Source organism: Streptomyces sp. LHD-70 (genome assembly GCF_031157275.1).
GTDB lineage: Bacteria > Actinomycetota > Actinomycetes > Streptomycetales > Streptomycetaceae > Streptomyces.
Genome location: NZ_JAVIFW010000021.1, coordinates 40,935 through 64,530, shown reverse-complemented (window position 1 = coordinate 64,530; position 23,596 = coordinate 40,935). Strand labels below are relative to the sequence as shown.

Below are 23,596 nucleotides of genomic sequence, written 5' to 3'. Positions count from 1 at the left end.
GGTTCGGCGAGGAGCAAACACCGTGCAGCGCTGGCGAGGCTTGGAGGACATCCCCGAGGACTGGGGGCGCAGCGTCGTCACCATCGGTTCCTACGACGGGGTGCACCGTGGTCACCAGCTGATCATCGGGCGTGCCGTGGAGCGGGCCCGGGAGCTCGGCGTGCCCGCCGTCGTCGTGACCTTCGACCCGCACCCCAGCGAGGTCGTGCGCCCCGGCAGCCACCCGCCGCTGCTCGCCCCGCACCACCGCCGGGCCGAGCTGATGGCCGAGCTGGGCGTGGACGCGCTGCTCATCCTGCCGTTCACCGCCGAGTTCTCCCGGCTCGCGCCCGCCGACTTCGTGGTGAAGGTGCTCGTGGACAAGCTGCACGCGCGCGTGGTCGTCGAAGGCCCCAACTTCCGCTTCGGGCACAAGGCCGCGGGCGATGTGACGCTCCTCGCCGAGCTCGGCGGCCCGTACGACTACGAGGTCGAGCTCGTCGACCTGTTCGTCAGCGGCGAGGCCGGGGGCGGCGCGCCGTTCTCCTCCACGCTGACCCGCCGCCTGGTCGCCGAGGGCGATGTCGCCGGGGCCGCGGAGATCCTGGGCCGGCCGCACCGCGTCGAGGGCGTCGTCGTGCGCGGCGCGCAGCGCGGCCGCGAGCTGGGCTTCCCCACGGCGAACGTGGAGACGCTGCCGCACACCGCGATCCCCGCCGACGGGGTGTACGCGGGCTGGCTGCACGCCGACGGCGAGCAGATGCCCGCCGCGATCTCGGTCGGCACCAACCCGCAGTTCGACGGCACGACCCGCACCGTCGAGGCGTACGCGATCGACCGCGTCGGCCTCGACCTGTACGGGCAGCATGTCGCCGTCGACTTCCAGGCGTTCGTGCGCGGTCAGCAGACCTTCGACTCCATCGACGGGCTGCTCGTGGCCATCGCCGACGACGTGAAGCGCTGCCAGGAGATCCTCGGGCGCTCCTGACGCCCCACGGGCCCCTCCCCGCCCCTCCCGCCCCCTCCGCAAGCGCTGCCGCAGAACCGCTCGAACGGTTCGAACGCAATGGCCGAACTGCGTTTCCCCGTACGGGAATTGAGGAATCCTAAGCGCACAGCGGCGGGGGAGGGGGAGCTGTGGCGCAGGATGCGTGGGCGGGGACGTCGCAGCGGGACGTCCTGGTGGCCCGGTGGGTGCAGGAGCGGCTCGCCGCGCAGGACCTCGACGCACCCGGGGCCCGGCATCCGCTGCTGCTGCTCGGCGGTCGCGGCTCCGGCAAGAGCACTCTGCTCGCCCACCTGAAGTGGCTCGGCCAGCACACCCACACCGCGCACCTCGACCTGGCGCAGCTCGACGACGGGCAGCGCGGCACCGCCGACGTCCTCACCGAGGTCGCCTTCCAGCTCAGCGCCGCGACGCCCAGCTTTCCGGGCCTTCGGCTGCCCGCGTCCGGAGTGCTCGCGCTCGCCCTGGCCGTCGAGACCGACCCGGGCAACCGGGCGCGCGCCGTGCAGCAGATCCGTACCGCGCTCGACGAGGGGCGGGCCGAGGAGGAGGAGTCCGGAGCGCTGCTGACCACGCTCCTGGAGACGGCCGCGTCCATGGCCGGGCTGCCCCCGCTCGCCCTGGCCGGGCTTCACCTGGTGCGCGGCGGGCGCAAGGTGTGGGGCATGACGCGCGCCAAGCAGCGGCTGCGGCGCGCCATCAACCGGCTCGGCGCCCCGCCCGCCTCCCCCGAGGAGTTCCTCGTCAGCCTCAACCACGGCTTCCGGCACGGCACTTCGGCCCAGCGCGCCGAGGCCGAGGACGTGATGATGCGGGCCTTCCTCGCCGACCTGGAGCGGGCGTACGCAGACGGGGACGGCGGCGAGCGGACCCTGCGCTGCCTCGTCCTGCTCGACGACGCGGACAACACCCTCGGCGACACCTTCCTCGAAGCCCTCGACGCCGCCCGGCAGGCCCGCCGCACCCCGGACCCGCTGGTCGTCGTCGCCGCCGCGCGGTCCCGGCCGCAGGTCCTGGAGAACCGCGAGCCCGGCCTCGTCCCGCACGGCGCCTACCTGGAGTGCTGGCGCGGCGCCGACGACCCCGAGGGGGCCGTGTTCGTGCCCCGGCGGATCGGCGGGCGGCTCGACGTCGCGCAGCTGCGGCCGCTCGACCGGGACGAGGTCGGCGAGTTCGCGCAGCGGGTCGTGAAGACGCTGCCCCGGGTCGCCGTGCACGGCATCTCCCGGCCCGGCGCCTGGCTCGGCCGTGTCCTGTACGAGCTGACGGGCGGTCAACCCCTCGCCACAGCCACCGCGTTGACGTCGCTCGCCACCACCTTCGAGCCCGACGAGCCGGTGCTCCACCGCATCCGGCAGGTCTTCGCCGCCGACGGGCGGCACACCGTCGCGGGACCGGTGCTCGGCCAACTCCTCGGCGAGCCCTCCGCCGCCGACCGGCGTGCCCTGCCGCGCGCCGCCGCCTCCGTGTCCCCGGGCCAGGCCGTCGCCGCCGACGTCCTGTGGGGCAGCAGCACCAACCTGCGCGAGCGGGTGGCCGAGGCGGCCCGGGACGACCTGCGCACCGAGACCGCCCTCGTCGACGGCGAGCACGTCGCTGTCCTGCCCCGCGTCGTCCGCCGCCTCCTCCTGCACGAACTCGCCCGCGAGGAGGGCGACGAACGCACCCGCACCTGGCCCTGGACCTACCAGGCCCTGCGCCTGGCCGCCGCCGGGCCCGAGGGCACGGGCGCGCTCCGCGACCTCGCGTACTGCCGCCTCGCCGAGGACGACGTGCCCGGCGCGACCCGGCTCCTGCACGACGCGTTCCAGGAGGTGCGGGCCGGCACCCGCGAGGCCGAGGACTGGTGCCGCGCCCTGTCGTGGGTGCAGCGCGCCCCGCGCCGCGGCCTGCACACCGCCGCCGACGCCGGTTCCGAGTACGAGCGGCGCTGCGCCGAGGTCGAGCCCGGACTGCCCGAGGAGCAGCACCCCGTCGCCCGCCTCCTCATCGCCGGACAGCTCACCCTGCACCCCACGGCCGACCCGTACGCAGAGCTGTGGTCCGACCCGCTCGGCGATCCGCTGGCCGAGCTGCACGGCGTGATCGTGGAGCAACTGGAGCGGCTGCGCGGGCAGTTGAGGGCCTTCCGGCAGTGGCAGACGCTCGACGACCGGATGCGCCTCTACCGAAAGGAGCCGTGGTGACCGATCCGCAGGCCTCCCCGCCGATGCCGCCCTGGACGCCGCCAAGCGCCGCCCGGCCAAGGAGCTGGTACGTCAAATGGGCCCTGCTCGCCGCGGCGTTGCTCGCGTACGGCGTGTACTTCTTCGTCGGTGACACCTGGGGCACGCGCGCGTACGCCTTCGACCGGTGCGCCGACGGCGTGTGGGAGGAGGGGCCCGACGACGAGTGCGTGGGGGTGACCGACGGGACGTTCTCGTTCGACGACTCCCTCGACCACATCACCGCGGACATCCGCAAGGCCAACCAGGACGTCGAGAAGTCCGGCAAGCGCTGGGTGTCCGTGGTGTACGTCCACCCGCTCACCATCGGCGCCAGTGACGAGAAGGACGACAACGCGGCGCTGCAGGAGCTGGAGGGCGCCTACGCCGCGCAGGACGAGCTCAACAACCGGCAGGGCATCGTGCCCCGCATCAAGCTCCTCGTCGCCAACACGGGCGCGGACGGCAAGCAGTGGAAGCCGGTCGAGGAGCGGCTCAGGGAACTGAAGGAGGACCGTGAGCACCCGCTGGTCGCGGTCACCGGCTTCGGTCCTTCGTACGGGGCCACGCGGCAGCTGGTCGACGCGCTGCGGGAGGCGGGGCTGCCGATGGTCGCCGCGACATCGACGGCCGACGACCTCGCCTCGAAGAAGCCGGGCTTCTTCCGCGTGAACAACCCCAACGAACAACAGGCCTCCGCGGTCGTCCGGCACCTCAAGGACGAGCAGCAGAAGGCGAAGCCGGGCGGGTACCGGGTGGCGATGGTCAAGGACCGGAACACCGGCGAGGCGTACAGCAGGTCCCTCAGCGAGGGCTTCGAGGAGCAGGCGAAGCGGCAGGGCCTGCGCCTCGAACCGCTCGGTCTGTCCTACGAGGCGGGGGCCCCGGCCCTGGCCAACGCGTTCGGCTCGATCGCCGAACGGGTCTGCCAACACCGGCCGGACGCCCTGTACTTCGCGGGGCGCGGCCGGGAACTCCGCCGGTTCATCACCGCGATGAGCGCCTTGGGCCGGCAGTGCGGCGTCACCGTGTTCACCGGCGACGACGCGGTGAGCATCTACGCCGACGGGATGGAGAGCCAGGAGGAGCTGGCCGCGTTCACGGACGAGTGGAAGGCGAGCAAGGTCAAGGTCAGCTTCACCGCGCTCGCCCACCCCGACATGTGGACCGGCGAGGACAAGGGCTATCCGCAGGGCGACGACCCGTTCCCCGCCTTCTCCGATCGCTACCGGAAGCTGACCGGACGCAACCCGGACAGACTCGACGACGGGCAGGTCATCGCCGTGTACGACGCGATGCTCGTCGTAGGGAGGGGCGTCCGGGAGGTGTGGACGCAGGAGCCGTCCGACGACACGTCCAAGGGCAAGGGCGGCTCGGGCGCGGACCTGCCGTGGCCGCCGAAGGAGCCGCCCGCGCCCGCCGTTCGCCAGATGCTGCTGCAGATCAAGAAGGGCGGGGAGGTGGCCGGCCTGAGCGGGCTCATCCAGTTCGGGGAGGACGGCAACCCGGTGGGCAAGGAACTGCCGCTCGTGGACCTCCTTCCGTCCGGGGAGTTCCGCTTCAACAAGCTGGAGAAGCCCCTGGGCCCTGCGGGGTGAGACGCGCCGCCCAGTGACACGCGGCCTGCGTCCGGTGCTCGGCCGAGAGCACCGGCAGGTCCTTCGTACGGCAGGCGTCCGCGACGCCCGCGCGCTCCGCCTCGCCCGAGGCGAGGACCTGGCAGCGCGCGTGGAAGCGGCAGCCGCCGGGGATGCGCGTCGGGTCCGGCGGCTCGCCGGTCAGCACGACCGGCTCCCCGGGCGCCTCCGGCAGCACCGACAACAGGGCCTGGGTGTACGGGTGTTGAGGAGAGGTGAGCACCTCCTCGACGGTGCCCGTCTCCACCACCCGGCCCAGATACATCACCGCCACCCGGTCCGCGATGTTCCAGGCGAGGCCCAGGTCGTGCGTCACGACCAGCGCCGACAGGCCGAGCTCCTCGCGCAGCGCGAGCAGCAGCGCGAGGATCTCGCCGCGCACCGACGCGTCCAGGGACGCCACCGGCTCGTCCGCGACGATCAGTTCGGGGTCCAGGACGAGAGCCCCGGCGATCACCACGCGCTGGCGCTGGCCACCGGACAGCTCGTGCGGGTAGCGCTGGAAGAACCGCTCCGGGGGACGCAGCCCGGCCCGAGCCAGGGCCTCGGCGACCTTCGCCTGCTCGTCGCCCGCGTACCCGTGCACGCGCAGGCCCTCGGCGACGGCCTCGTACACCGTGTGCCTCGGGTTGAGGGAGCCGCTGGGGTCCTGGAGGACCAGCTGGACGCGGTTGCGGTACGCCTTCAGGGAGCGGCTGTCGTACGACAAGGGGGCGCCGTCGAAGGTGACGTGACCTGCGGTCGGCTTCTCCAGGCCCAGGAGGGTGCGGGCCAGGGTCGTCTTTCCGCAGCCGGATTCGCCTACCAGGGCTACGATTTCGCCCTTGCCGAGGGTTAGGTGTACGCCGTCCACGGCTCGGGCGCTGCCGCTGCCGCGTCGACCGGGGAAGGTGACGTGCACGTCGGCTGCGTCGAGCAAGGTTGACTCGGTCATCGTCGGCCTTTCAGTTGCCCGGCGCCGCCCACAGCGGTGTGAACGCAAGCGGCCTGCCAGTCCCGCTCGCCCCGCAGTACCTGGTCCTCCACCGAGCAAGCGTCGATCGCCACCGGGCAGCGGGGGTGGAACGTGCAGCCCGGTGGGAGGTCCGTGGGGTCCGGGGGGTCGCCGGGCAGGCCGCGGGGGGCGTGCCGGGAGGAGGGGTCGCCGATGCGGGGGAACGCCGCCGAGAGCGCCTTCGCGTACGGGTGGCGGGCGGCGGAGTAGACCTCGGAGGCCGGGCCCTGCTCCACGACGCGGCCCGCGTACATCACCGCGAGCCGGTCGCAGGTGTCGGCGAGGACCGCGAGGTCATGGCTGATCATGATCAGGCCGACGTCCTGCTCGGCCACCAACTGCTCGATCAGGCGCAGGATCTGGGCCTGGATCATCACGTCGAGCGCGGTCGTCGGCTCGTCCGCGACGATCAGCTTCGGGTCGCAGGCCAGGGCCATCGCGATCATCACGCGCTGCCGCTGCCCGCCGGAGAGCTCATGCGGGTACGCGTCCGCGCGGGACGCGGGCAGGCCCACGTGCTCCAGGAGCCCGGCGACCTTCTTCCGTACGCCCGAAGCAGGCACCGTGGCATGGATCAGCATGGGCTCGGCGATCTGGTCGCCGACGCGGTGCACCGCGTTCAGGGAGTGCATCGCGCCCTGGAACACGATGGAGGCGCCCGCCCAGCGCACCGCGCGAAGGCGGCCCCACTTCATGGCGAGGACGTTCTCGCCGTCGAGCAGCACCTCCCCGGTGAGCTTCGCGCCCGTGGGCAGCAGCCGCAGCAGTGCCAGGGCGAGCGTCGACTTGCCGCAGCCGGACTCGCCCGCGATGCCGAGCTTCTGGCCGGCCTCCAATGTGAGGTCCACACCGCGCACGGCGGCGGCGCCCGTGCCGTACGTGACCGTGAGGTCCTTGATGTCGAGCAGTGGTGCGGTGGTCAACGGGACGCCCCCAGCCTCGGGTTGAGCACGGACTCGACGGCGCGGCCGCAGAGCGTGAAGGACAGGGCCACCAGGGCGATGGCGATACCGGGCGGCATCACGTACCACCACTTCGTCGTCGCACCCGAGTCGCGCGCGTCCTGAAGGAGACCGCCCCACGACGTGACCGTCGGGTCGCCGAGGCCGAGGAACGCGAGCGTGGCCTCCGTCAGGACCGCCGAGGAGATGACCAGGGTGGTCTGGGCGAGGACCAGCGGCATCACGTTCGGCAGCACGTGCCGGGTCATGATGTGGCTGTGCCCGCCGCCGAGCGCCTTCGCGCGTTCGATGTACGGGCGGGACTCCACGGCGAGGGTCTGCGCCCGCACGAGCCGGGCCGTGGTGGGCCAGGTGGTGACGCCGATCGCGAGGATGATCGTCCAGATCGAGCGGGACAGGACACTGGCCAGGGCGATCGCCAGGACCAGCGTCGGCATCACCAGGAACCAGTCGGTGACCCGCATGATCACCGTCGAGTACCAGCCCTTGTAGTGCCCGGCCGTGATGCCGATCAGGGTGCCGATCGCGACGGAGAGCGCGGCCGCCAGGAAGCCCACCGTGAGCGAGAAGCGCGCACCCCAGATCAGCAGGCCGAGCATGCTGCGCCCGTCCTTGTCGGTGCCGAGCGGGAACTCCCCGCTGGGGGCTTCGAGGGGCTGACCCGGTGCCTTGGTGACGCTCTGCACGTCCGCGCCGACGAGCAGCGGGGCGAGCAGCGCGAGCAGGACGAACAGGGCGAGCGCGGCGAGCCCGAACAGGCCCGCGCGGTGCGTGCGGTACTGCCGCCAGAACCGGGCCACCGAGCGGCGGCGGCGCTCGCGGGCGAGCGTGCGGGGGCTCTTCGCGGAGGGGGCGGAGGCGTCCTTCGCAGGCGTATCGGTCGTGGTCATCGGCCCACCCGGGGGTCGAGCAGCGGATAGATCAGGTCGGCCAGGGTGTTCATCAGGATCACACCGGCCGCGAAGACGAAGAACAGGCCCTGGAGGAGCGGGAGATCGGGGATCGAGAGGGCCTCGTAGAAGAGTCCGCCGAGGCCCGGCCAGGAGAACACCGTCTCGACCAGGATCTGCCCCGCCACCACATGCCCGAGGTTCACGAACAGCAGCGTCACCGTGGGAAGCAGCGCGTTGGGCACGGCATGGCGGCGCCGTACGAGGGTGTCGCGCAGGCCCTTCGCGCGGGCCGTCGTCAGATAGTCGCTGCCCATCTCGTCGAGCAGCGAGGACCGCATCACGAGCAGCGTCTGCGCGTACCCCACCGCGACCAGGGTGACCACCGGCAGCACCATGTGGTGCGCCACGTCCAGGGCGTGCGCGAGGCCCGTGGAGCCGTCGCCGGTCTCCATCAGGCCCGTCGGGAACAGGCCGGGGACGAAGCCGACGCCCACCGCGAACACGTTGATCAGCATCAGGCCGAGCCAGAACGACGGCACCGAGTAGAGCGTCAGCGACAGGCCCGTGTTGAAGCGGTCGCCGAGCCCGCCGCTCAGCCACGCGGAGCGGGTGCCGAGCCAGACCCCGATCAGCGAGTACAGGACGAAGGCCGTGCCGGTGAGCAGCAGCGTCGCCGGAAGCCGGTCCCAGATCAACTCGCCGACGGGATCGTGGAGTTGGTACGAGTTGCCGAAGTCGCCCTGCAGCGCCTGGCCGCAGTACTGCGTGAACTGCTCCCACAGGGGCTTGTCGATGCCGAACTGGCGGCGCAGCGCCTGCAGTTGCTCCTCGGAGACCGCCCGGCCGTGCGTGATGGTGCGCACCGGGTCGCCGGGGATGATCCGGAACAGGAAGAAGCTCGTGACGAGCACGGCGAACAGCGACACCGCCGCGCCGACGAGCTTGCCCGCCCCGTATCTCAGATAGGCGACGGTGTCACGGGCGCGGGGCCCGCGGGCCGACGGCCCGGCCGGAGCCGGGCCGTCGGGATCCGCGAGCGCGGTGGTGCTGGTGGAGGCATCGGTCATGGAACGGTTCCGCCCCTATTCGCGTTCTTCCGCGGTGGCACGACGGCGCAGCGCCACGAACGCCACGGCACCGATGAGGACGACGGCACCCGCGGCGATACCGATCACCACACCGGCCGACGTACCGCCGTCGGAGCCCGCCTCGGAGTCCGCCGGAACCGCCGACCACCAGCTCCAATAGCCGTCCTGGCCATAGATGTTGCCGGCGTCCGAGGGCATCGTGGTGATCGACTTGATCTGGTCCGTGCGGTACGCCTCGACGGCGTTCGGGTACGCGATGATGTTCATGTACCCGGTGTCGTAGAGCCGCGACTGCATCTGCTTGACCAGGTCCTGGCGCTTGTCCGGGTCGTACTCGGCCTGCTGCTTCGCGTACAGGTCGTCGTACTTCTTGTCGCAGATGAAGTTGTCCGTGGGGGATGTGGCGCCCGGCTTGGACGGGAGCGCGCTGCAGATGTGCAGCGACAGCACATAGTCCGGGTCGGGGTTGACCGACCAGCCGTCGAAGGCCAGGTCGTACTCACCCGCGTACCAGGGGTCGGTGACGTTGTCGAGGCACTGCACCTCCAGGCCGATACCGAGTTCGCCCCACCACTCCTTGAGGTAATTGCCGATCGACTTGTCCATCGGGTCGGTGGCGTGGCACAGAATGCGGAAGTCGAGCGGCTTTCCGTCCTTGCCGACGCGCTTTCCGTCACCGTTCTTCTTGTAGCCCGCCTCGTCGAGGAGTTGGGCGGCCTTCTTGGGGTCGTGCGCGAGTTTCTGGTCCCCGCCCGGCTTCCAGAAGTAGTCCGAGAAACGCGGCGGGATATATCCCTCGCCCACGACGGCGTGGCCCTGGAACACCTTGTCGACGATCGTCTCGCGGTCGATGGCGAGGAAAAGGGCCTGGCGCACCTTCTGGTCGAGCAGCGCCGGATGGCCGTCGCCGAACTTCTTGCCGTCCTTGGTCTGCGCACCCGGATTCGTGGCGAGCGCGAAGAAACGGCGGCCCGGCGCGTCATTGACCTTGACGTTCGGGACGTTCTTCAACTCCGCGGCCTGCGCCGGGGTCAGCGAGGGCTGACCTGCGACGAAGGACACCTCGCCCTTCTTCAGGGCGGCCACGGCGGCGTCCTGGTCCTTGTACGTCTTGAAGACCAGCTCGTCGAACTTCGGGGCACCGCGCCAGAAGTCCTTGTTCGGCTCCAGCTTGACGTACTTGTCCTTCTTGTAGTCCGTGAGGACGAAGGGGCCGTTGCCGACGATCGGGAATTTATCGTCGTTGTTGAACTTCCCGAAGTCCTTGACCTTCTCCCATTCGTGCTTGGGCACGATCGGGACGTCGAGCGAGGTCATCGTGGCCTGCGGCTTCTTCAGCTCGATGACCAGTTTCTCCGGCGAAGGAGCCGTCACCTTCTTGAAGTTGGCGACATAGCTGGCATTGACCGTGGCGGCGCCCTCGTCCGTCATGATCTTGTTGAACGTCCACGCCGCGTCCTCGGCGGTGGCCTGCTTGCCGTCGGACCACTTCGAGTTCTTGCGGATCGTGTACGTCCAGGTCAGCTTGTCCGCGGACGGCTCCCACTTCGTCGCGAGCCCCGGGACCGTGTCGTTGTCCTTCGGGTCGTAGTTCGTCAGGTACTCGTACATCAGCTTGTGGATGCTCGTACTGACAAGGCGCTGGGCGAGGAACGGGCTGAGCGAGTCGACGCTCTGCGCCACCGCGACCGTCAGCGTCTTCTTGACGGCGGTGCTCTCCGCCTGCGCCTCGTCGGGCGCCGGATTGAGCGGCGAGGCGAGTCCGGCGGTGAGGGTGAGGGCCGCGGCGCCGGAGCCGAACAGGACGCGGACGCGACGGCGTGATCTTCTTCTCGGCGGTACGTGCTGAACTCTTGTGTCCATGGGCAGTTGACCTCGCGTAGATGTTCGCTCAGAAGGCGGACGTACTGCGGGACGTACTGGATGACATGCGATGCCATGCGGAACAGCTCAGTTGGATGAGGTGTGTGTCTATCAGCGGTGGTCTAAACATGTCAACGGCGGATGAACCGTACGTGGCCTGCGGGAACGTGCCTGTTATGACGCCGAGTTGGGCCCGTGACCGACATTGGTACAGCCCTCTGGAGACAGCCGCCGAAAGGCCATCACCGACGGTAGAGTCCCCCTACCGGGTCAGGCCAGCGGAACGGAGAGATCCTGATGTCGACGGAGCAGCGGCAGGAGCAAGCGGAGGCGGAGCTCAAGGCGCGCAAAGAGGCGGAGAAGGACGCGCTGTACGCCTTGGACATCAGCGGCGTCGAATGGCACAGCGCCCCTGGTGGGCCGGACGACGAGAAGGTCGAGATCGCCTATCTCGACGACGGCGCGGTCGCCATGCGCAACTCCAAGGAGCCCGACACGGTGCTGCGCTACACCGAGGCGGAATGGCGCGCCTTCGTACTCGGCGCGCGTGACGGCGAGTTCGACCTGAAATAGCGCGCGGCGGCTTTCGGTCTCGTTTTCGGGCGTACGCGCGTACGCGAAAGGGGTTGGCGTCATCGGACGCCAACCCCTTTCGCTCGTACGGGTGTTGCTACTGGGTCCAGCCCGGCGGCACCGCACCGCCCTGCTGACCCTGCTGCGGCTGCTGTCCTTGCTGCGGCTGCTGTCCCTGCTGCGGCTGCTGGGTCCAGCCCTGGCCCTGCGGGGGCTGCTGGCCCTGCTGCTGCCAGCCCTGGCCCTGCTGCGGGGCGCCCTGCTGGGGGTAGCCCTGCTGCGGAGCCTGGCCCTGCTGCGGGTAGCCCTGCTGCGGCTGCTGCATCTGCTGCTGACCGCCGTAGCCCTGGCTCTGCGAGGCACGCGCCAGGTCCTCGGCGACGAGCGACGACAGGTTGAAGTACGCCTCTCGGGTCTTCGGACGCATCATGCCGAGGTCGACCTCGGCGCCGGCCGCGAGGTGCTCGTCGAAGGGCACCACCTGGACGGCGCGGCAGCGCGTCTCGAAGTGCGCGACGATGTCGTCCACCTTGATCATCTTGCCGGTCTCACGGACACCGGAGATCACCGTGATGGAGCGCTGCACCAGGTCCGCGAAGCCGTGCGCCGACAGCCAGTCGAGGGTCGTCGACGCGGAGCTCGCGCCGTCCACCGACGGGGTCGAGATGATGATCAACTGGTCGGCCAGGTCGAGCACTCCGCGCATCGCGCTGTAGAGCAGACCCGTACCCGAGTCGGTCAGGATGATCGGGTACTGACGGCCGAGGACGTCGAGCGCCGCGCGGTAGTCCTGGTCGTTGAACGTCGTCGAGACGGCCGGGTCCACGTCGTTGGCGATGATCTCCAGACCGGAGGGCGCCTGCGAGGTGAAGCGGCGGATGTCCATGTAGCTGTTCAGCTGCGGGATCGCCTGCACCAGGTCACGGATGGTCGCACCCGTCTCGCGCCGCACACGGCGGCCGAGGGTGCCCGCGTCCGGGTTGGCGTCGATCGCGAGGATCTTGTCCTGCCGCTCCGATGCGAGCGTCGCGCCGAGCGCCATCGTCGTCGTGGTCTTGCCGACGCCGCCCTTGAGGGAGATGACCGCGATCCGGTAGCAGGACATCACCGGCGTACGGATCAGCTCCAACTTCCGCTGCCGCTCGGCCTCTTCCTTCTTCGCGCCCAGCTTGAACCGGGACGGGCCCGCGTTGTTCTTGCGCTGCTTGGGCTGGTTGCGGAGCAGCCGGTCCGAGGACAGCTCCACCGCCGCGTTGTAACCGAGCGGGGTGCCCGGCGCCGCCTGCTGCTGCGGCTGCTGCGCACCCGGCCCGGCCTGTCCGGCCTGACCGCCCTGCGACCAGCCCTGCGGGGCCTGCTGCTGCGGCTGCGGGGCCTGCGGCTGCTGCTGTGCCTGTTGCTGGGCCTGCTGCGGCGTGGGCTGACCGGGCTGCTGGCCCTGCTGCGGCTGCTGCATCTGGTGGGCCTGCGGGTGCTGCGGCTGCTGCTGAGGCTGCTGGGCCTGCGGCTGCTGCCCGGCCTGCTGCGGGTAGCCGTAGCCGTGCTGCTGCGGAACCTGCTGCTGCGGGTAGCCGTAAGCAGGCTGCTGGCCCTGCTGGCCCTGCTGGCCCTGCTGCGCTTGCTGCGCTTGCTGGGCCTGGGCGGCCTGCTGCGCGGCGTAGGCCTGCTGGGCTTGCTGCGCCTGGGCGGCCTGCTGAGCCTGCTGCGCCTGCTGAGCGGCGTGCGCCTGGGCGGCGGCCTGGTCCTGCTGCGGCATGGGCTGGGCACCGGGGTGCTGCTGCTGCGGCAGCGGCTGCGCGGCCCCGAACCCGCCCTGCCCGGCGGCCTGTTGGCCCTGCTGCGGCGGCTGCTGCTGCTGCGGCTGCCCGGCCTGCTGCGGGTAGCCGTAACCGGGCTGCTGGCCCTGCTGGGCCTGACCCTGCTGGGCCTGGGCCTGCTGGGCCTGCTGTGCTTGCTGGGCCTGAGCGGCTTGAGCGGCCTGTGCCGCCGCGGCGGCCGCGGCCGGGTCCTGCTGCTGCGGCTGCTGACCCGCCTGTTCGGGCTGGGCGGGCTGGTAACCCTGCGGCAGCGGAGGCAACTGCTGCTGCGGGGCCTGGGGAGCCTCCGGCGCCTGCGGTACGTGGGGGGCCTGAGGGACCTGCGGAGCCTCGGCCGGCGCGGCGGCCTCCGGTGCCTCTGATGCTTCCGGTGCCTGCGGTGCCTGCGGTGCCTGCGGGGCTTCAGCGGCACCGGACGTGTCGGACGTGTCGGCCGCTTCCTCAGTGCCCTCCTCGCCGGAGCCGCTCTCGGCCGAAGCCTCTTCGGTCTCCGGTCCGCCGGACGCCTCGGGCTCGTCGTCGTCCGAGCCGAACAGCGCGGCCGCCTCGGCGTCCGCGGCCGCGTGGTTGAGCGAGGCGGGCTGCTCCGGCTCGGCCTCGGCCGACTCCGGCTCGGCGGGCGCGGGGGCAGCGGCCGGTGTCGTACCGCTGTCCTCGTCGTCCACGGGTCGCAGTACCGGGAAGCCGGGCGCGGCCGGGGCACCCGCGGCGGGGGCCGGGGCGGAAGGAGCCGAAGGAGCGGAAGGAGTGGACGGTGCCACAGGTGCCACAGGTGCCGAAGGAGCGGCGGGCGCGGCGGGCGCGGGTGCCGGGGGAGCCGGGGAGGCGTCCACGGACGGCGCGGGCGAGGCGTCGACCGACGGAGAGTGCGCGGGCTCGTTGCCGGACTGCGGGTAGCCGTACCCGCCCGAGGTGTTCTGGGCGGACTGCGGGTAGCCGTAACCACCCGAAGTGTCCTGGCCGGACGGCGGGGTGGCGGCCTGCTCGGGCGCGGCCTGCGGTGCGGCAGCCTGGGGCGCGGCGGCCTGCGGTGCGGCGGGGGCGCCCTGCTGCGGGTAGCCGTACCCACCGGAGGTGTCGTGCGCGGGCTGCGCCTGCTGCGGGTAGCCGTAACCGCCCGCGGGGTTCTGCTGCTGCGGCGGTGCCTGCTGCGGGTAGCCGTATCCCCCGGAGGTGTCCTGCTGCGGCTGCTGGGGGTAACCGGACTGGGGCGCGCCACCCTGCGCGCCCTGGCCGTACTGGCCCTGCCCGTACTGCTGCTGCCCGTACTGACCCTGGCCGTACTGCTCCTGCCCGTACTGACCCTGCTGCGGCTGCTCCTGGACGGGTGGCTGCGGCGGTCCCTGGTCGGTTCCCTGCGGGCCCAGCGGCTGGCCGGTGGGAGGCGGCGGCGAGGCCGAGGCGGTGTTGCCGCCGCGCGATCCCTGGTCGTACCAAGAAGGAGGCTCGTAGACGATCTCGAACTCGCCCGTGAGGTCGAGTTCACGGTCTTCCCCGTCAGGGGACTGGCCGCCGTGGTAGTCGGACCGATCCCTGTTCACTGCTTGCCTCCTGGTCAGCCACTGCTGCTAATGCGTCGTCGCGGTCGGGCGGATGGGGTGGCGCGTCCCACGCGTCTGCGACGCAACCGCATCACCAGAAGAGCCTAATCACTCACACCGCGGTACGGGAAAGCGCCCTTGTGTGCGCTCCGTCTCCGCCGCCGGTGTGCTCGACCGGCCTCCCCGGGGTTCCCGGGCTCTGTTCGGCCCGGGTCCGGGCGTCGGACCCGAGTGCCCGGAATCACGGAACATCCAGGCGGGTTGGGGGATTCTCGGCCCGTACGAACGGGCTCCGAGCATCCAAGGGCATCGGATCGGCCACGGAAAGACGCAATCCGGCCGGACGTCGAACGCCGGCCGGAGAGCCCTTTCGCGAGCCGATCGGCCCGGCGTGAGCCCCGCGACCGGACATCACAATCCGGTTGCGAGACTCCCGCCGAGCGGTCAGTCCATACGGCGCGCGGCACCGAGCAGACCGTTCTCGGCGTCGGTCGGCTCGGTCATCACGTACTTGCGGTGCTTGCGGGTGCACCACAGAGCGACGTTGTCCGAGAGCGTCGGCAGCAGCTGCAGGTGGTCCGCCGGCACACCGAGGGTCTCGCGTACGACCTCGGTCTCCTGCGGCGAGATGCGCTGGATGCCGACCAGCTGGGCCTGCGACAGCCAGCGCGGCGCGTGCTCGCCGACGTACGGCAGCACGGTCACGACGGCCTGCCACGGAAGCGACGTCACACGGCCACGCGGCGGGCGGACACCGCAGTCACGGATCAGCACGACCGGGCTGGAGACCGAGGGACCCTGCGCGGGCACCCGGCCCACCGGGTACACCGTCACGCACTGCTGGCCGCCGCCGGCCGCCTGCGCGAGCTGCGTCCAGACCTGCGGACGGCCCGTCTCGACGGCCACGCGCGCGCCCGTAGCGGCGGAGCGCAGGGCGAGCACCTGGGCCAGCCACAGACCGCCGACGACGCAGACGTCGAACGGGGTGGGGCGGGCCAGGCCGAGCACGGCGGGCTGGTTGTCGGTGTCCGTGCCGATGATCACGCCGTCGTCGCCGATCGGCATGCCGATCGCGGCGATCTCGTCGGACGTCACCACGTGGCGGTTGCGGCGCGGGCCGCGCAGGCCGAACCCCGGGCTGAAGATGCGCCGTTGGGCCGGCTGCTGCGGCGCCTCCGGCTGCTGAAGCAGCGGGATCATGCCGGTGTCCGTCGGCGAGGCGACGTGGGCGGGCCGGCGCTCGGGGTTCTGGCGCTGCCCCTGGTTCATGGTCGGCGTGGGGTAGGACATCAGGACGTACCTCCGAGCGGCAGGGTGGCGAGGGCACCGGGGACCTGTTCGCGGTCGAGCCGCACGAGGCCGACCTTGGAGGCACCGGCGGCGCGCTCCAACTCGCGGCGCGCCTGGTCCAGTTCGTTCTCACCGCGGCCCGTGATGCGCACGTGGCCCGCGATCGCGATGCCGCGGTTGCCCGCCCGGCTCAGAGTGGTGCTGAAGGTGGTCGCGAGGACCGGCAGCGAGGTGAAGCGGGTGACCAGCTGCGGCAGGCCCACGCCGCCCTGACCGAGCTGCGGCCAGCGGGAGATCCAGTACGTGGTGTGCCAGCGGTCGTCCACGCGCCAGGTGCGGACCGCCTCGACCGTACGACGCTGGGTCGGCCGGCCGTCGTTGCTGTGCTGGGAGTTGGCGCGCGGGTTCAGGCAGCTGGAGGTGGCGAGCGCGTTCACCAGCTCGTTCTCGTCGAGGATCGTCGCCTCGAAACCGGCACCGGCCAGGCGGCTGGCGAGCTGGTCGGCGGTGCGGAGCAGGGCGCGCTGGGCGCCGGGGACACCGCCGCCGCGGGCCTCGACGGCCTCGGGGCACAGCTCGGGGTCGAGCTTGAGCGCGATCCAGGTCAGCCGCAGCGCGGGCGAACCGGACTGCGCCTGCAGCGGGCCGTACGACCGCGCGGCCACCGACTGCTGCGGCAGGTGCGGGGCGGGCGCGGGCTGCGTGTGCTGCACGATCTGGGCGGAGGCCAGCTCGATGCCGTCCACCTCGAGCGCGTCATGGATCAGCTGCAACGGCAGCTGGCGGTTGGCCATTTCGGGCCGCAGCGGCTCGTCACTGGGCTGCACGAAGAGCACGGCCGTCAGGAACGAGCCGTCACCGATCATGCCGATCGACCGGTCGTCCCGGGACACGAAGCTGTACGTACGCAGCGCGGCGTCGCACTCGACGGCCGGCGCCAGCATCGGGTCGGTGCCCGGCGGGACGGGCGACTTGGCCTCCCGCTGGCGCTGCTTGAGGGCGCGCGCCGTCTCGTACCACTCGGGCAGCGGGCGGTGGTGGCGGCGCAGGATGGCGAGCAGGACGAGGAGCGCGGCGACGGCCCCGGCCGGGGCGAGCAGCCAGCGCTCGGTCACCCACGCGGCCACCATGATCGCGGCGGCCAGCTCGACCAGGACCAGCTGCTGCAGGCGCAGCGGGCCGAGCCCGCCGGGACGCGGAAGCGTCCGGGGCGCGGCCGACGTGGAGGGTGCTGCTCCGGTGGGCGCCGGAGCGGGGTTGGGCCTGCCCCTGCCCCCGCCCCTCGGCTGCTGCTGTGCGCGGCGTCCGCGCCGAGTGCTCGTAGCGCTGGTCATCCCCCGGGACATCCCTTTCGCAAAGTGGCATCGGTTCGCTCGGTGGCGCACGGCTGTGCTTGTCGACTGCTCGTCGATCGCCCGTCGCCGTCACGGCCGCCGTGCGCTGCGGTGCCCTGTGTTCGTGTGGGAGGTCACGCTACCCGCTGATGAGGCCCCTGCGACACGGGGGCCAGGACAGGGAAGTGCGGCGGCTCTGTGAACTTCCGGTACAGAGCGGACCCGCACACCGAACCTGGTGGACCGGGGCCCCGTGGCGCAGTGCATAGTAGGTGCCTGTTCTGCTCAACCGGCCCTGGGATGCGCGCTGATGCAGCCGGGGACCGGTCGGGGGCAACGAATGAGCATGGCAAAACGGGAGAAACGGGAGAGCTGGGACACATGGCAAAGCGTCGGGATGAGCTCGCCGCCTACACATTCGCGCGCAAGCGCACTGTCGCGGCTTTCCTGGCACCGGAGCCCGGGGGGTCGGAGGAAGGTGCGCCGCGTCCAATTCGCACCGTGATGCCCAGTCTGGCCGTCGGTGTCATCCTGGTCATCGGCTTCATCGCGTGGGGTGTCATCAAGCCTGCGGCGCCGAAGGGTTGGGACAAGGTCGGCGAACACGTCATCGTCGACAAGGACTCGACGACCAGGTACGTCATCCTCAAGGAGGGCGGCGAGAAGGTCCTGCACCCGGTCCTCAACTACGCCTCCGCGAAGCTCCTCCTGGACAAGGGCAAGGGCACGGTCATCGAGGTGCCCGCCAAGGAGATCGACAAGAGCGGCATCCGGCACGGTCCGACCATCGGGATCCCTTACGCGCCGGACCGGCTGCCGGCCAAGGAGGACGCCGCCGAGGCAAAGACCTGGGCGGTCTGCGAGCGCCCCGCCAAGGGCGGCGTAACCCCCGACCGCGCGGTGTTCGTCCTCGACAAGGAGGAAGCCAAGGCGGTCCAGGACAAGGGCAAGGTCGACTCCAGCGAGGTCCTGTACGTCGAGGAGCCGAAGTCGAAGCTCCGCTTCCTCGTGGACGGCAAGGGCAACGTGTTCCGCCTGGGCAGCAACGCCGTCAACGCGGACCCGGCGCTGCGCACCAACCTGCTCGCGGCGACCATCGGCAGCAAGAACGAGCCCATGCCGGTGAGCCCGGAGTGGCTCAAGACTCTGGACGACAGCGGCACGATCACCTTCCCGGAGATCCCGAGTGCGGGCTCTCCCACCTCGGTCCAGGGCCTGCCGCAGGAGGCCGGCACCATCGGCCAGGTCCTCAAGGCCGAGGACGCGCAGGGTGAGAACTTCTACGTCGTTCTCGAGGACCGGGTCGCCTCGATCAGTGAGTTCGAGGCCTCGCTGATCACCAACTCGCCGACGGCGCAGGGTTCGATGGCCGACGCGGTGGCCGTGACGACCCCGGACGTCAGCGCCGCCAACGGAGGAGCGGCGCAGCCGCTCGGCGGTCACGAGGAATGGCCCCAGCAGCCGCCGAAGCAGGCCAACGAGGTGGACGCCTCCACCGGAGTGGCGAACAACACCTCCTGCAGCCTGTTCGACGGCAGCTTCGACAAGGCCGCCAAGAAGCCCAACCTCGGCGCCTGGGCGGGCAAGACCTACCCGAAGAAGGTCATCACCGACTCCCTGAACGCGTACGTCTCCTCCGGATCCGGCCTGCTCTTCCAGCAGATCAAGGGAACGGCCGGCGGCGGTGGCGGCACGTACCTGCTCACGGACACCGGTCTGCGCTACTCCCTGCCCGTCGGCAACGACAACGCCTCGGACAAGACCGGCGAGAAGGGCAACGGCGCCAAGGAGGGCGAGCAGCCCTCCGAGACGGACAAGGCCCGCACCCGCCTCGGCTACGAGAAGGTCAAGGACGAGGTGTTCGTCCCGCAGAACTGGGCCGAATTCATCCCGCAGGGTCCGACGCTGGACACGGGATCGGCGGAGCAGGCCCAGAGTCAGTGAGGTCCGACGGCTGCGGCCGACTCCGTACGGAGGCCCAAATGGCCTTCATCTGCCCGGAGTTGGCCGCCCTCAATCACAACTCCGTCGCGTGACTGTGTGAAGTCTGTAACTGATCCCCGCTGTCGCTGGATGTGTCAGTGGCGGGCGATAGAGTGCTGATAGCGCTCATGGATGTTTAGGCAGAAGTGACGCCTCAAACCCGAGAAGCGGTACGGGCTTCTCGGTCCACAACGACATGGGGGAAGGTTCACCATGGCCGGCCAGTTTCGGGTAACAGAAGATCAGCTCGCCAAGCTCTCGGGTGACATTGACACGGCGAACGGTCAGATCCAGGGCGAGATCCGCCGCCTCAACGGCGTGATCGACCAGATCGCGGGCGGCTGGGAGGGCATGGCGGCCAAGTCTTACCGCGGGCTCCAGGAGCGGTGGAACCAGGACGCCAAGCGCATGAGCGACATCCTGCAGGACATCAAGGAAGCCGTGGACTCGACGCGGAGCAACTACTCCGCTTCGGAAGAGCAGCAGAACTCCGAGATCAGCAAGATCATGTCGGACTTCGGCTGATCGTCGCTCGATCGAGCAGTCACCGCGTGAACAGCCCGATGCATTCGGGACATTCACACCGGCACTGCTCACACCCCACCAAACTTCCGCAAACTCCCTGAAGGGGTTCGACGATGTCCATCCTCGTCAATTACGCAACGATCACCAACGCTTCGACCGACGTGCGGACCACCGCCGGCCGCATCAAGCAGCAGCTCGACGACATCGAGGCCGCGGTCAAGAACGTCGCGCAGTCCTGGGAAGGTGAAGCGCAGGAGGGTTACCAGCGCAAGCAGCGCGAGTGGGACCAGACTGCCGCCAGCCTGCACGAGACGCTGATGAAGATCGCCTCGGCGCTGCAGAACTCGGCCGAGAACTACCAGGCCACTGAGCGCTCGAACGCCAACACCTGGAACTGACCCTCAGCCCGAAGCGGGCCTGAGTCGGTGTGATCCGAGGCGCAGAGGAAGGCCCGGTCGGCGCGATCCGCGCGGACTGGGCCAAACTCGCCTCGACACCCGGGCCGGGCCTGTTCATCTGTGGGAAACCCCGCGTTTCCGTTGCCGGGTTGAACTCCGTGACCGGATCGCTTCTGTCACCGGGTCCAATTCGGCAATACGGCGTGGGGCTGCGGCCGAGGAATCGACGCCGCAGCGCAACCCGGCACGACCGAGCAAAATCGCTTCACCGCACCAGCTATTGACTAGCCATCCCTGGGGGGCCTGAGCATGGGGGTCCTGACACCCCGTACGCGTACGAGTGGAACCCGCGCACTGCAGCGGGCTGTTGGCGTACTCACGGTCACCGGGATGTGCCTCGCCGCAGCCCCGGTGGCGGTCGCCGACTCCGGCTCGGACGACCCTGCATTCGGCCTCGACTCGAGCTCCGAATGCGAGTTCGGCGGCAAGAACATCGCGTCCACACCGTGGTCCCTGCAGCGGATCATCATGGATCAGCTGCAGGACAAAGCGACCGGCAAGGGCGTGACGGTTGCCGTCATCGACACCGGTGTGGACGACGACAACAAGCAGCTCGCCGGTCAAATGGCCTCCAAGGGGGAGGACTTCGTCGGCAGCGCGGATGGAACGCAGGACCTCGAAGGGCACGGCACCCGAGTCGCGGGCATCATCGCGGCGAAGAAGGTCAAGGGCTCCGGCTTCCAGGGTCTTGCCCCCGAAGCGAAGATCCTGCCGATCCGCTACACCGGCGCACAGGACAAGAGCGGCAAGCCGAAGCAGGGCAATTCGGACACCATGGTCGCGGCGATCAACTACGCCGTGGCGCAGCGCGCCGACATCATCAACATCTCCTCCGACACGCAGAAGGGCGTGGACCCGCCCCGGCTGCGCGCGGCCATCAAGAAGGCGGTCGACGCCGGCATCGTCGTCGTCGCGGCTTCCGGCAACGACGGGATGGACGGCAAGTCGAAGAGCACGTACCCCGCCTCGTACGAGGGTGTCGTAGCGGTGGCGGCCTCGGACCGCAACGACGAGCGGGCCTTCTTCTCGCAAGCGGGTGACTTCGTCGACATCGCGGCTCCCGGCGTGGACATGGTGTCGACGGTTCCCAAGGGTGGCCAGTGCGTGGACCAGGGAACCAGCTTCGCCGCCCCGTACGTCGCAGGCGTGGCGGCGCTGATGATGGACCGCTACCCGGACTGGAACAGCAAGCAGATCATCGCCCGCATGCAGGAGACCGCCCAGCGTCCCACTGCAGAACCGAACCGCTATGTGGGCTGGGGAGTTGTCGACCCGCTCGCCGCTCTGTCCGACAGTAGCGAGCCGGGCGAGACCCCCAAGCCGGATGCGCCCAAGCAGGCCGCTGGTCAGGTGGCAGCGATGAAGGTCACCATGGGTGAGACCCCGGCGGAGCGGGATCGGCGCATCTCGACCTACGTGCTGGGGGCAGGGCTGCTGCTGGTCTTCGTGGCCGGAGGCAGTGGAGTCGCCATCCGGGATTGGCGACGCAAGCAATCGTCTTCAGGCTCGAAGTAACAACATCAGGCACTGGAACCGCAGGGGAGAGGAACGGGGAAATGGGCGACAGCACGGGAATGCGGGTTGACCTCAGCGCGCTGGACGAGGTCGTGAGCAAGCTCAGGACGTTGGTCGACGACATGGAGGAGGCGGGCAAGACCTCCAAGTACCGGACCGACATTCCGCAGAGCGCGTTCGGAGAGGCGGCGACCTTCCTTGAGGCTGGGGACCTGTTTCAGGCTCACGAAACGGCGAAGTCCGACTTGAATCGCGCCATCACGGATCTGCAGGACCTGATCGAGAAGTTCGGCACGAGCACTTCGAAGGTCAGGGGCAAGTACACCGAGCAGGAGTACGCGACTAAGCAGCAGATGGGGGGCGGTTCCGGAAAGTGGGAATAGTGGTATTCGTTCAGGGACCGTTGTTGAGGGGAAGGGGACGCCATGTCCGGTGACAAGCAGCCGAAACCAGAAATCGAGTCAGCGAAGTGCGTCGCGGGTCGTCCGGAGACCAAGACGCAGTTCATCAACTACTCACTCAAAGAGCTCAAGCGGATGCTTGAGGGCACGGACCACGGCAAGATCCAGGAAACGAGCGATAACTGGGGCCATGTGCACCGGATTCTCGCTGGCGGTGAGGGAAATGTCGCCGACCAACTCGACAAGGCCGTTAAAAACGTCCTCGAGCACTGGACGGGCGAAGCGGCCAACGCGTTCGCGAAAAAGGCTCGCGGTATCTCCACGAGCATCAGGAATGCTGCCTGGTATGCCGACCTGAACAAGGGGCAGTTTGGTGAAGCAGCCGAGTATTTGAAGCTGTACAAGCCTCAGCTTGATGCCATCGAGGAACCTGGCTTCATGGACAAGGCTGGTGACGCTCTCACTGACTGGTCCTGGGATAACGGTGAATCCACGGCCAATGACCTCAACAATAAGAACATGACTGCCTCTCAGGTGGCCGAGGCCAACGAGGGCAAGATTGGAGCCAGTCGTGAGGCGCAGCTGAAGGCTGTTGCCGTCATGGAGAACCTTGGCGTTCAGTATGCGCGGGTGGCAGGCAACCTGCAGCGGAACAAGGTCATCGAAAACGGTAAGGGAGATATCAAGGACCCGAACCCCGACATCCAGTACCCCCCGCCGGTCACCGGGGGCGGCGGCAACGCTTCCGTTCCTGGAGCGGGTGGTACCAGCAAGCCGTGGAGCGCTGGGCCGCCGAAGGGTATCGGGGCTGCCCCTGAGCTTCCGCGGGACAAGGGCATTACGGGCGGATCGTCCGTGCCTCCGGCGAAGACGAACGTCGACAGCCTTGGTCCCGGGCTGACCGGTAAGACGTCGCTGCCTGGCGGCGGCGGCATTCCCGGTGGCGGTGGCGGCCTTCCTGGTGGAGGCGGAGCTGGTGGAGCCTTCGTGCCCACCGGTGGCGGCGGCCTGGCCGGAGGCGGACGCGGCGGCATGGGCGCGGGTACTGGCCGCGGTGCCGGTGGCGCTGGAACCGGTCGCGGTGCCGCAGGCCGGACTGGCATGGGCGGCATGGGTGGCGGCATGGGTGCCGGTGCCGGCGGTCGTGGTGCCGCTGGTGCAGGCGGCCGAGGCGCGCTGGCCAAAGCCCGTGGCGGTGTCGTGGGTGCGGCCAAGGGCATTACGGGCAAGGGCAGCGCTGGCGGTGCGGGTCTGCACGGCAGCCGCGGTGGCTCTCAGCGCGCGGGCATGGCTGGCGGCATGGCCGGAGGAATGGGCGGCCGTGGCGGTCGTCGCGGCGAGGAAAACGAGGGGCGCGACCGTCCCGACTACCTTGTCGAGGACGAGGAGACGTGGGTCTCGGAAGAGGACCGCAAGCGAAACGTGCCGAAGAACATCGAGTAGTTAGCTGGGCGAGCCGGGCGCAGGTTGCGCCCGGCTCGCCCATGAAGGCTGGCGGATCCAGTCGCAGTTGAGTGAGGAGCAAGGAATTGG

General features: G+C 70.1%; 18 protein-coding genes. 10 read left to right on the top strand and 8 right to left on the bottom strand.

Annotated elements, in window-relative coordinates:
* The first annotated feature begins 22 nt into the window (after positions 1 to 22).
* The 3 genes from RCO28_RS31820 (at position 23) to RCO28_RS31810 (ending at position 4,787) form a co-directional block, all read left to right on the top strand.
* Positions 23 to 967 (top strand): bifunctional riboflavin kinase/FAD synthetase, encoded by a 945-nt coding sequence (locus RCO28_RS31820; protein ID WP_308944793.1) that lies wholly within the window; start codon positions 23 to 25, stop codon positions 965 to 967.
* Positions 968 to 1,116: 149 nt separating this feature from the next.
* Positions 1,117 to 3,171 carry a hypothetical protein gene (locus RCO28_RS31815; protein ID WP_308944792.1) on the top strand — a complete coding sequence of 685 codons (2,055 nt, stop codon included), beginning with the start codon at positions 1,117 to 1,119 and terminating at the stop codon, positions 3,169 to 3,171.
* A complete protein-coding gene (locus RCO28_RS31810) occupies positions 3,168 to 4,787 on the top strand; it encodes an ABC transporter substrate-binding protein (RefSeq protein ID WP_308944791.1) in 1,620 nt (539 codons plus the stop codon). The genes RCO28_RS31815 and RCO28_RS31810 overlap by 4 nt, the downstream gene beginning before the upstream one ends.
* On the opposite strand, the gene RCO28_RS31805 is transcribed toward RCO28_RS31810, so the two are convergent.
* From RCO28_RS31805 to RCO28_RS31785, 5 genes are read right to left on the bottom strand one after another with little or no spacing between them, the layout of a single operon-like run.
* Entirely contained in the window at positions 4,750 to 5,760 is a 1,011-nt protein-coding gene (locus RCO28_RS31805) for an ABC transporter ATP-binding protein (protein WP_308944790.1), read from the bottom strand. The two genes, RCO28_RS31810 and RCO28_RS31805, sit on opposite strands and share 38 nt — an antisense overlap.
* Positions 5,757 to 6,743, bottom strand: coding sequence for an ABC transporter ATP-binding protein (locus tag RCO28_RS31800; RefSeq protein WP_308944789.1), 987 nt, complete (start codon positions 6,741 to 6,743; stop codon positions 5,757 to 5,759). Before RCO28_RS31800 ends, RCO28_RS31805 begins: the two co-directional genes overlap by 4 nt.
* Entirely contained in the window at positions 6,740 to 7,672 is a 933-nt protein-coding gene (locus RCO28_RS31795) for an ABC transporter permease (RefSeq protein ID WP_308944788.1), read from the bottom strand. Before RCO28_RS31795 ends, RCO28_RS31800 begins: the two co-directional genes overlap by 4 nt.
* The gene (locus tag RCO28_RS31790; protein WP_308944787.1) at positions 7,669 to 8,742 is read right to left on the bottom strand and encodes an ABC transporter permease; all 1,074 of its coding nucleotides are present in this window, start codon (positions 8,740 to 8,742) and stop codon (positions 7,669 to 7,671) included. Before RCO28_RS31790 ends, RCO28_RS31795 begins: the two co-directional genes overlap by 4 nt.
* Positions 8,743 to 8,757: 15 nt before the next feature.
* Positions 8,758 to 10,626 carry an ABC transporter substrate-binding protein gene (locus RCO28_RS31785; protein WP_308944786.1) on the bottom strand — a complete coding sequence of 623 codons (1,869 nt, stop codon included), beginning with the start codon at positions 10,624 to 10,626 and terminating at the stop codon, positions 8,758 to 8,760.
* Positions 10,627 to 10,923: 297 nt separating this feature from the next.
* Between RCO28_RS31785 and RCO28_RS31780 the strand changes: the two genes are divergently transcribed.
* Positions 10,924 to 11,199, top strand: a complete 276-nt coding sequence (locus RCO28_RS31780; protein WP_308944785.1) for a DUF397 domain-containing protein — start codon at positions 10,924 to 10,926, stop codon at positions 11,197 to 11,199.
* Between the two features lie 97 nt (positions 11,200 to 11,296).
* On the opposite strand, the gene RCO28_RS31775 is transcribed toward RCO28_RS31780, so the two are convergent.
* The 3 genes from RCO28_RS31775 to eccE all read right to left on the bottom strand — a co-directional run bounded on the left by RCO28_RS31775 (position 11,297) and on the right by eccE (position 17,181).
* On the bottom strand, positions 11,297 to 14,557 hold the full coding sequence (locus tag RCO28_RS31775) for an SCO5717 family growth-regulating ATPase (protein WP_308944784.1): 3,261 nt from the start codon (positions 14,555 to 14,557) through the stop codon (positions 11,297 to 11,299).
* Between the two features lie 444 nt (positions 14,558 to 15,001).
* Entirely contained in the window at positions 15,002 to 15,847 is an 846-nt protein-coding gene (locus tag RCO28_RS31770) for a hypothetical protein (protein ID WP_308944783.1), read from the bottom strand.
* Complete coding sequence (gene eccE, locus RCO28_RS31765; protein WP_308944782.1) at positions 15,847 to 17,181, bottom strand: type VII secretion protein EccE; 1,335 nt, start codon at positions 17,179 to 17,181, stop codon at positions 15,847 to 15,849. Before eccE ends, RCO28_RS31770 begins: the two co-directional genes overlap by 1 nt.
* Before the next feature lie 381 nt (positions 17,182 to 17,562).
* Here eccE and eccB point away from each other — a divergent pair, with 381 nt between their 5' ends.
* The 6 genes from eccB (at position 17,563) to RCO28_RS31735 (ending at position 23,506) form a co-directional block, all read left to right on the top strand.
* The gene (eccB, locus tag RCO28_RS31760) at positions 17,563 to 19,125 is read left to right on the top strand and encodes a type VII secretion protein EccB (protein ID WP_308944781.1); all 1,563 of its coding nucleotides are present in this window, start codon (positions 17,563 to 17,565) and stop codon (positions 19,123 to 19,125) included.
* A 252-nt stretch (positions 19,126 to 19,377) separates the two neighbouring features.
* Complete coding sequence (locus RCO28_RS31755; protein ID WP_308944780.1) at positions 19,378 to 19,689, top strand: WXG100 family type VII secretion target; 312 nt, start codon at positions 19,378 to 19,380, stop codon at positions 19,687 to 19,689.
* Between the two features lie 113 nt (positions 19,690 to 19,802).
* Positions 19,803 to 20,087: a WXG100 family type VII secretion target gene (locus RCO28_RS31750; protein WP_308944779.1), complete on the top strand. Its 285-nt coding sequence runs from the start codon at positions 19,803 to 19,805 to the stop codon at positions 20,085 to 20,087.
* A 390-nt stretch (positions 20,088 to 20,477) separates the two neighbouring features.
* Positions 20,478 to 21,662, top strand: coding sequence for a type VII secretion-associated serine protease mycosin (mycP, locus tag RCO28_RS31745; RefSeq protein WP_308944778.1), 1,185 nt, complete (start codon positions 20,478 to 20,480; stop codon positions 21,660 to 21,662).
* A 41-nt stretch (positions 21,663 to 21,703) separates the two neighbouring features.
* Positions 21,704 to 22,045: a hypothetical protein gene (locus RCO28_RS31740; protein WP_308944777.1), complete on the top strand. Its 342-nt coding sequence runs from the start codon at positions 21,704 to 21,706 to the stop codon at positions 22,043 to 22,045.
* A gap of 42 nt (positions 22,046 to 22,087) precedes the next feature.
* Positions 22,088 to 23,506 (top strand): hypothetical protein, encoded by a 1,419-nt coding sequence (locus tag RCO28_RS31735; RefSeq protein WP_308944776.1) that lies wholly within the window; start codon positions 22,088 to 22,090, stop codon positions 23,504 to 23,506.
* Positions 23,507 to 23,596 lie beyond the last annotated feature (90 nt).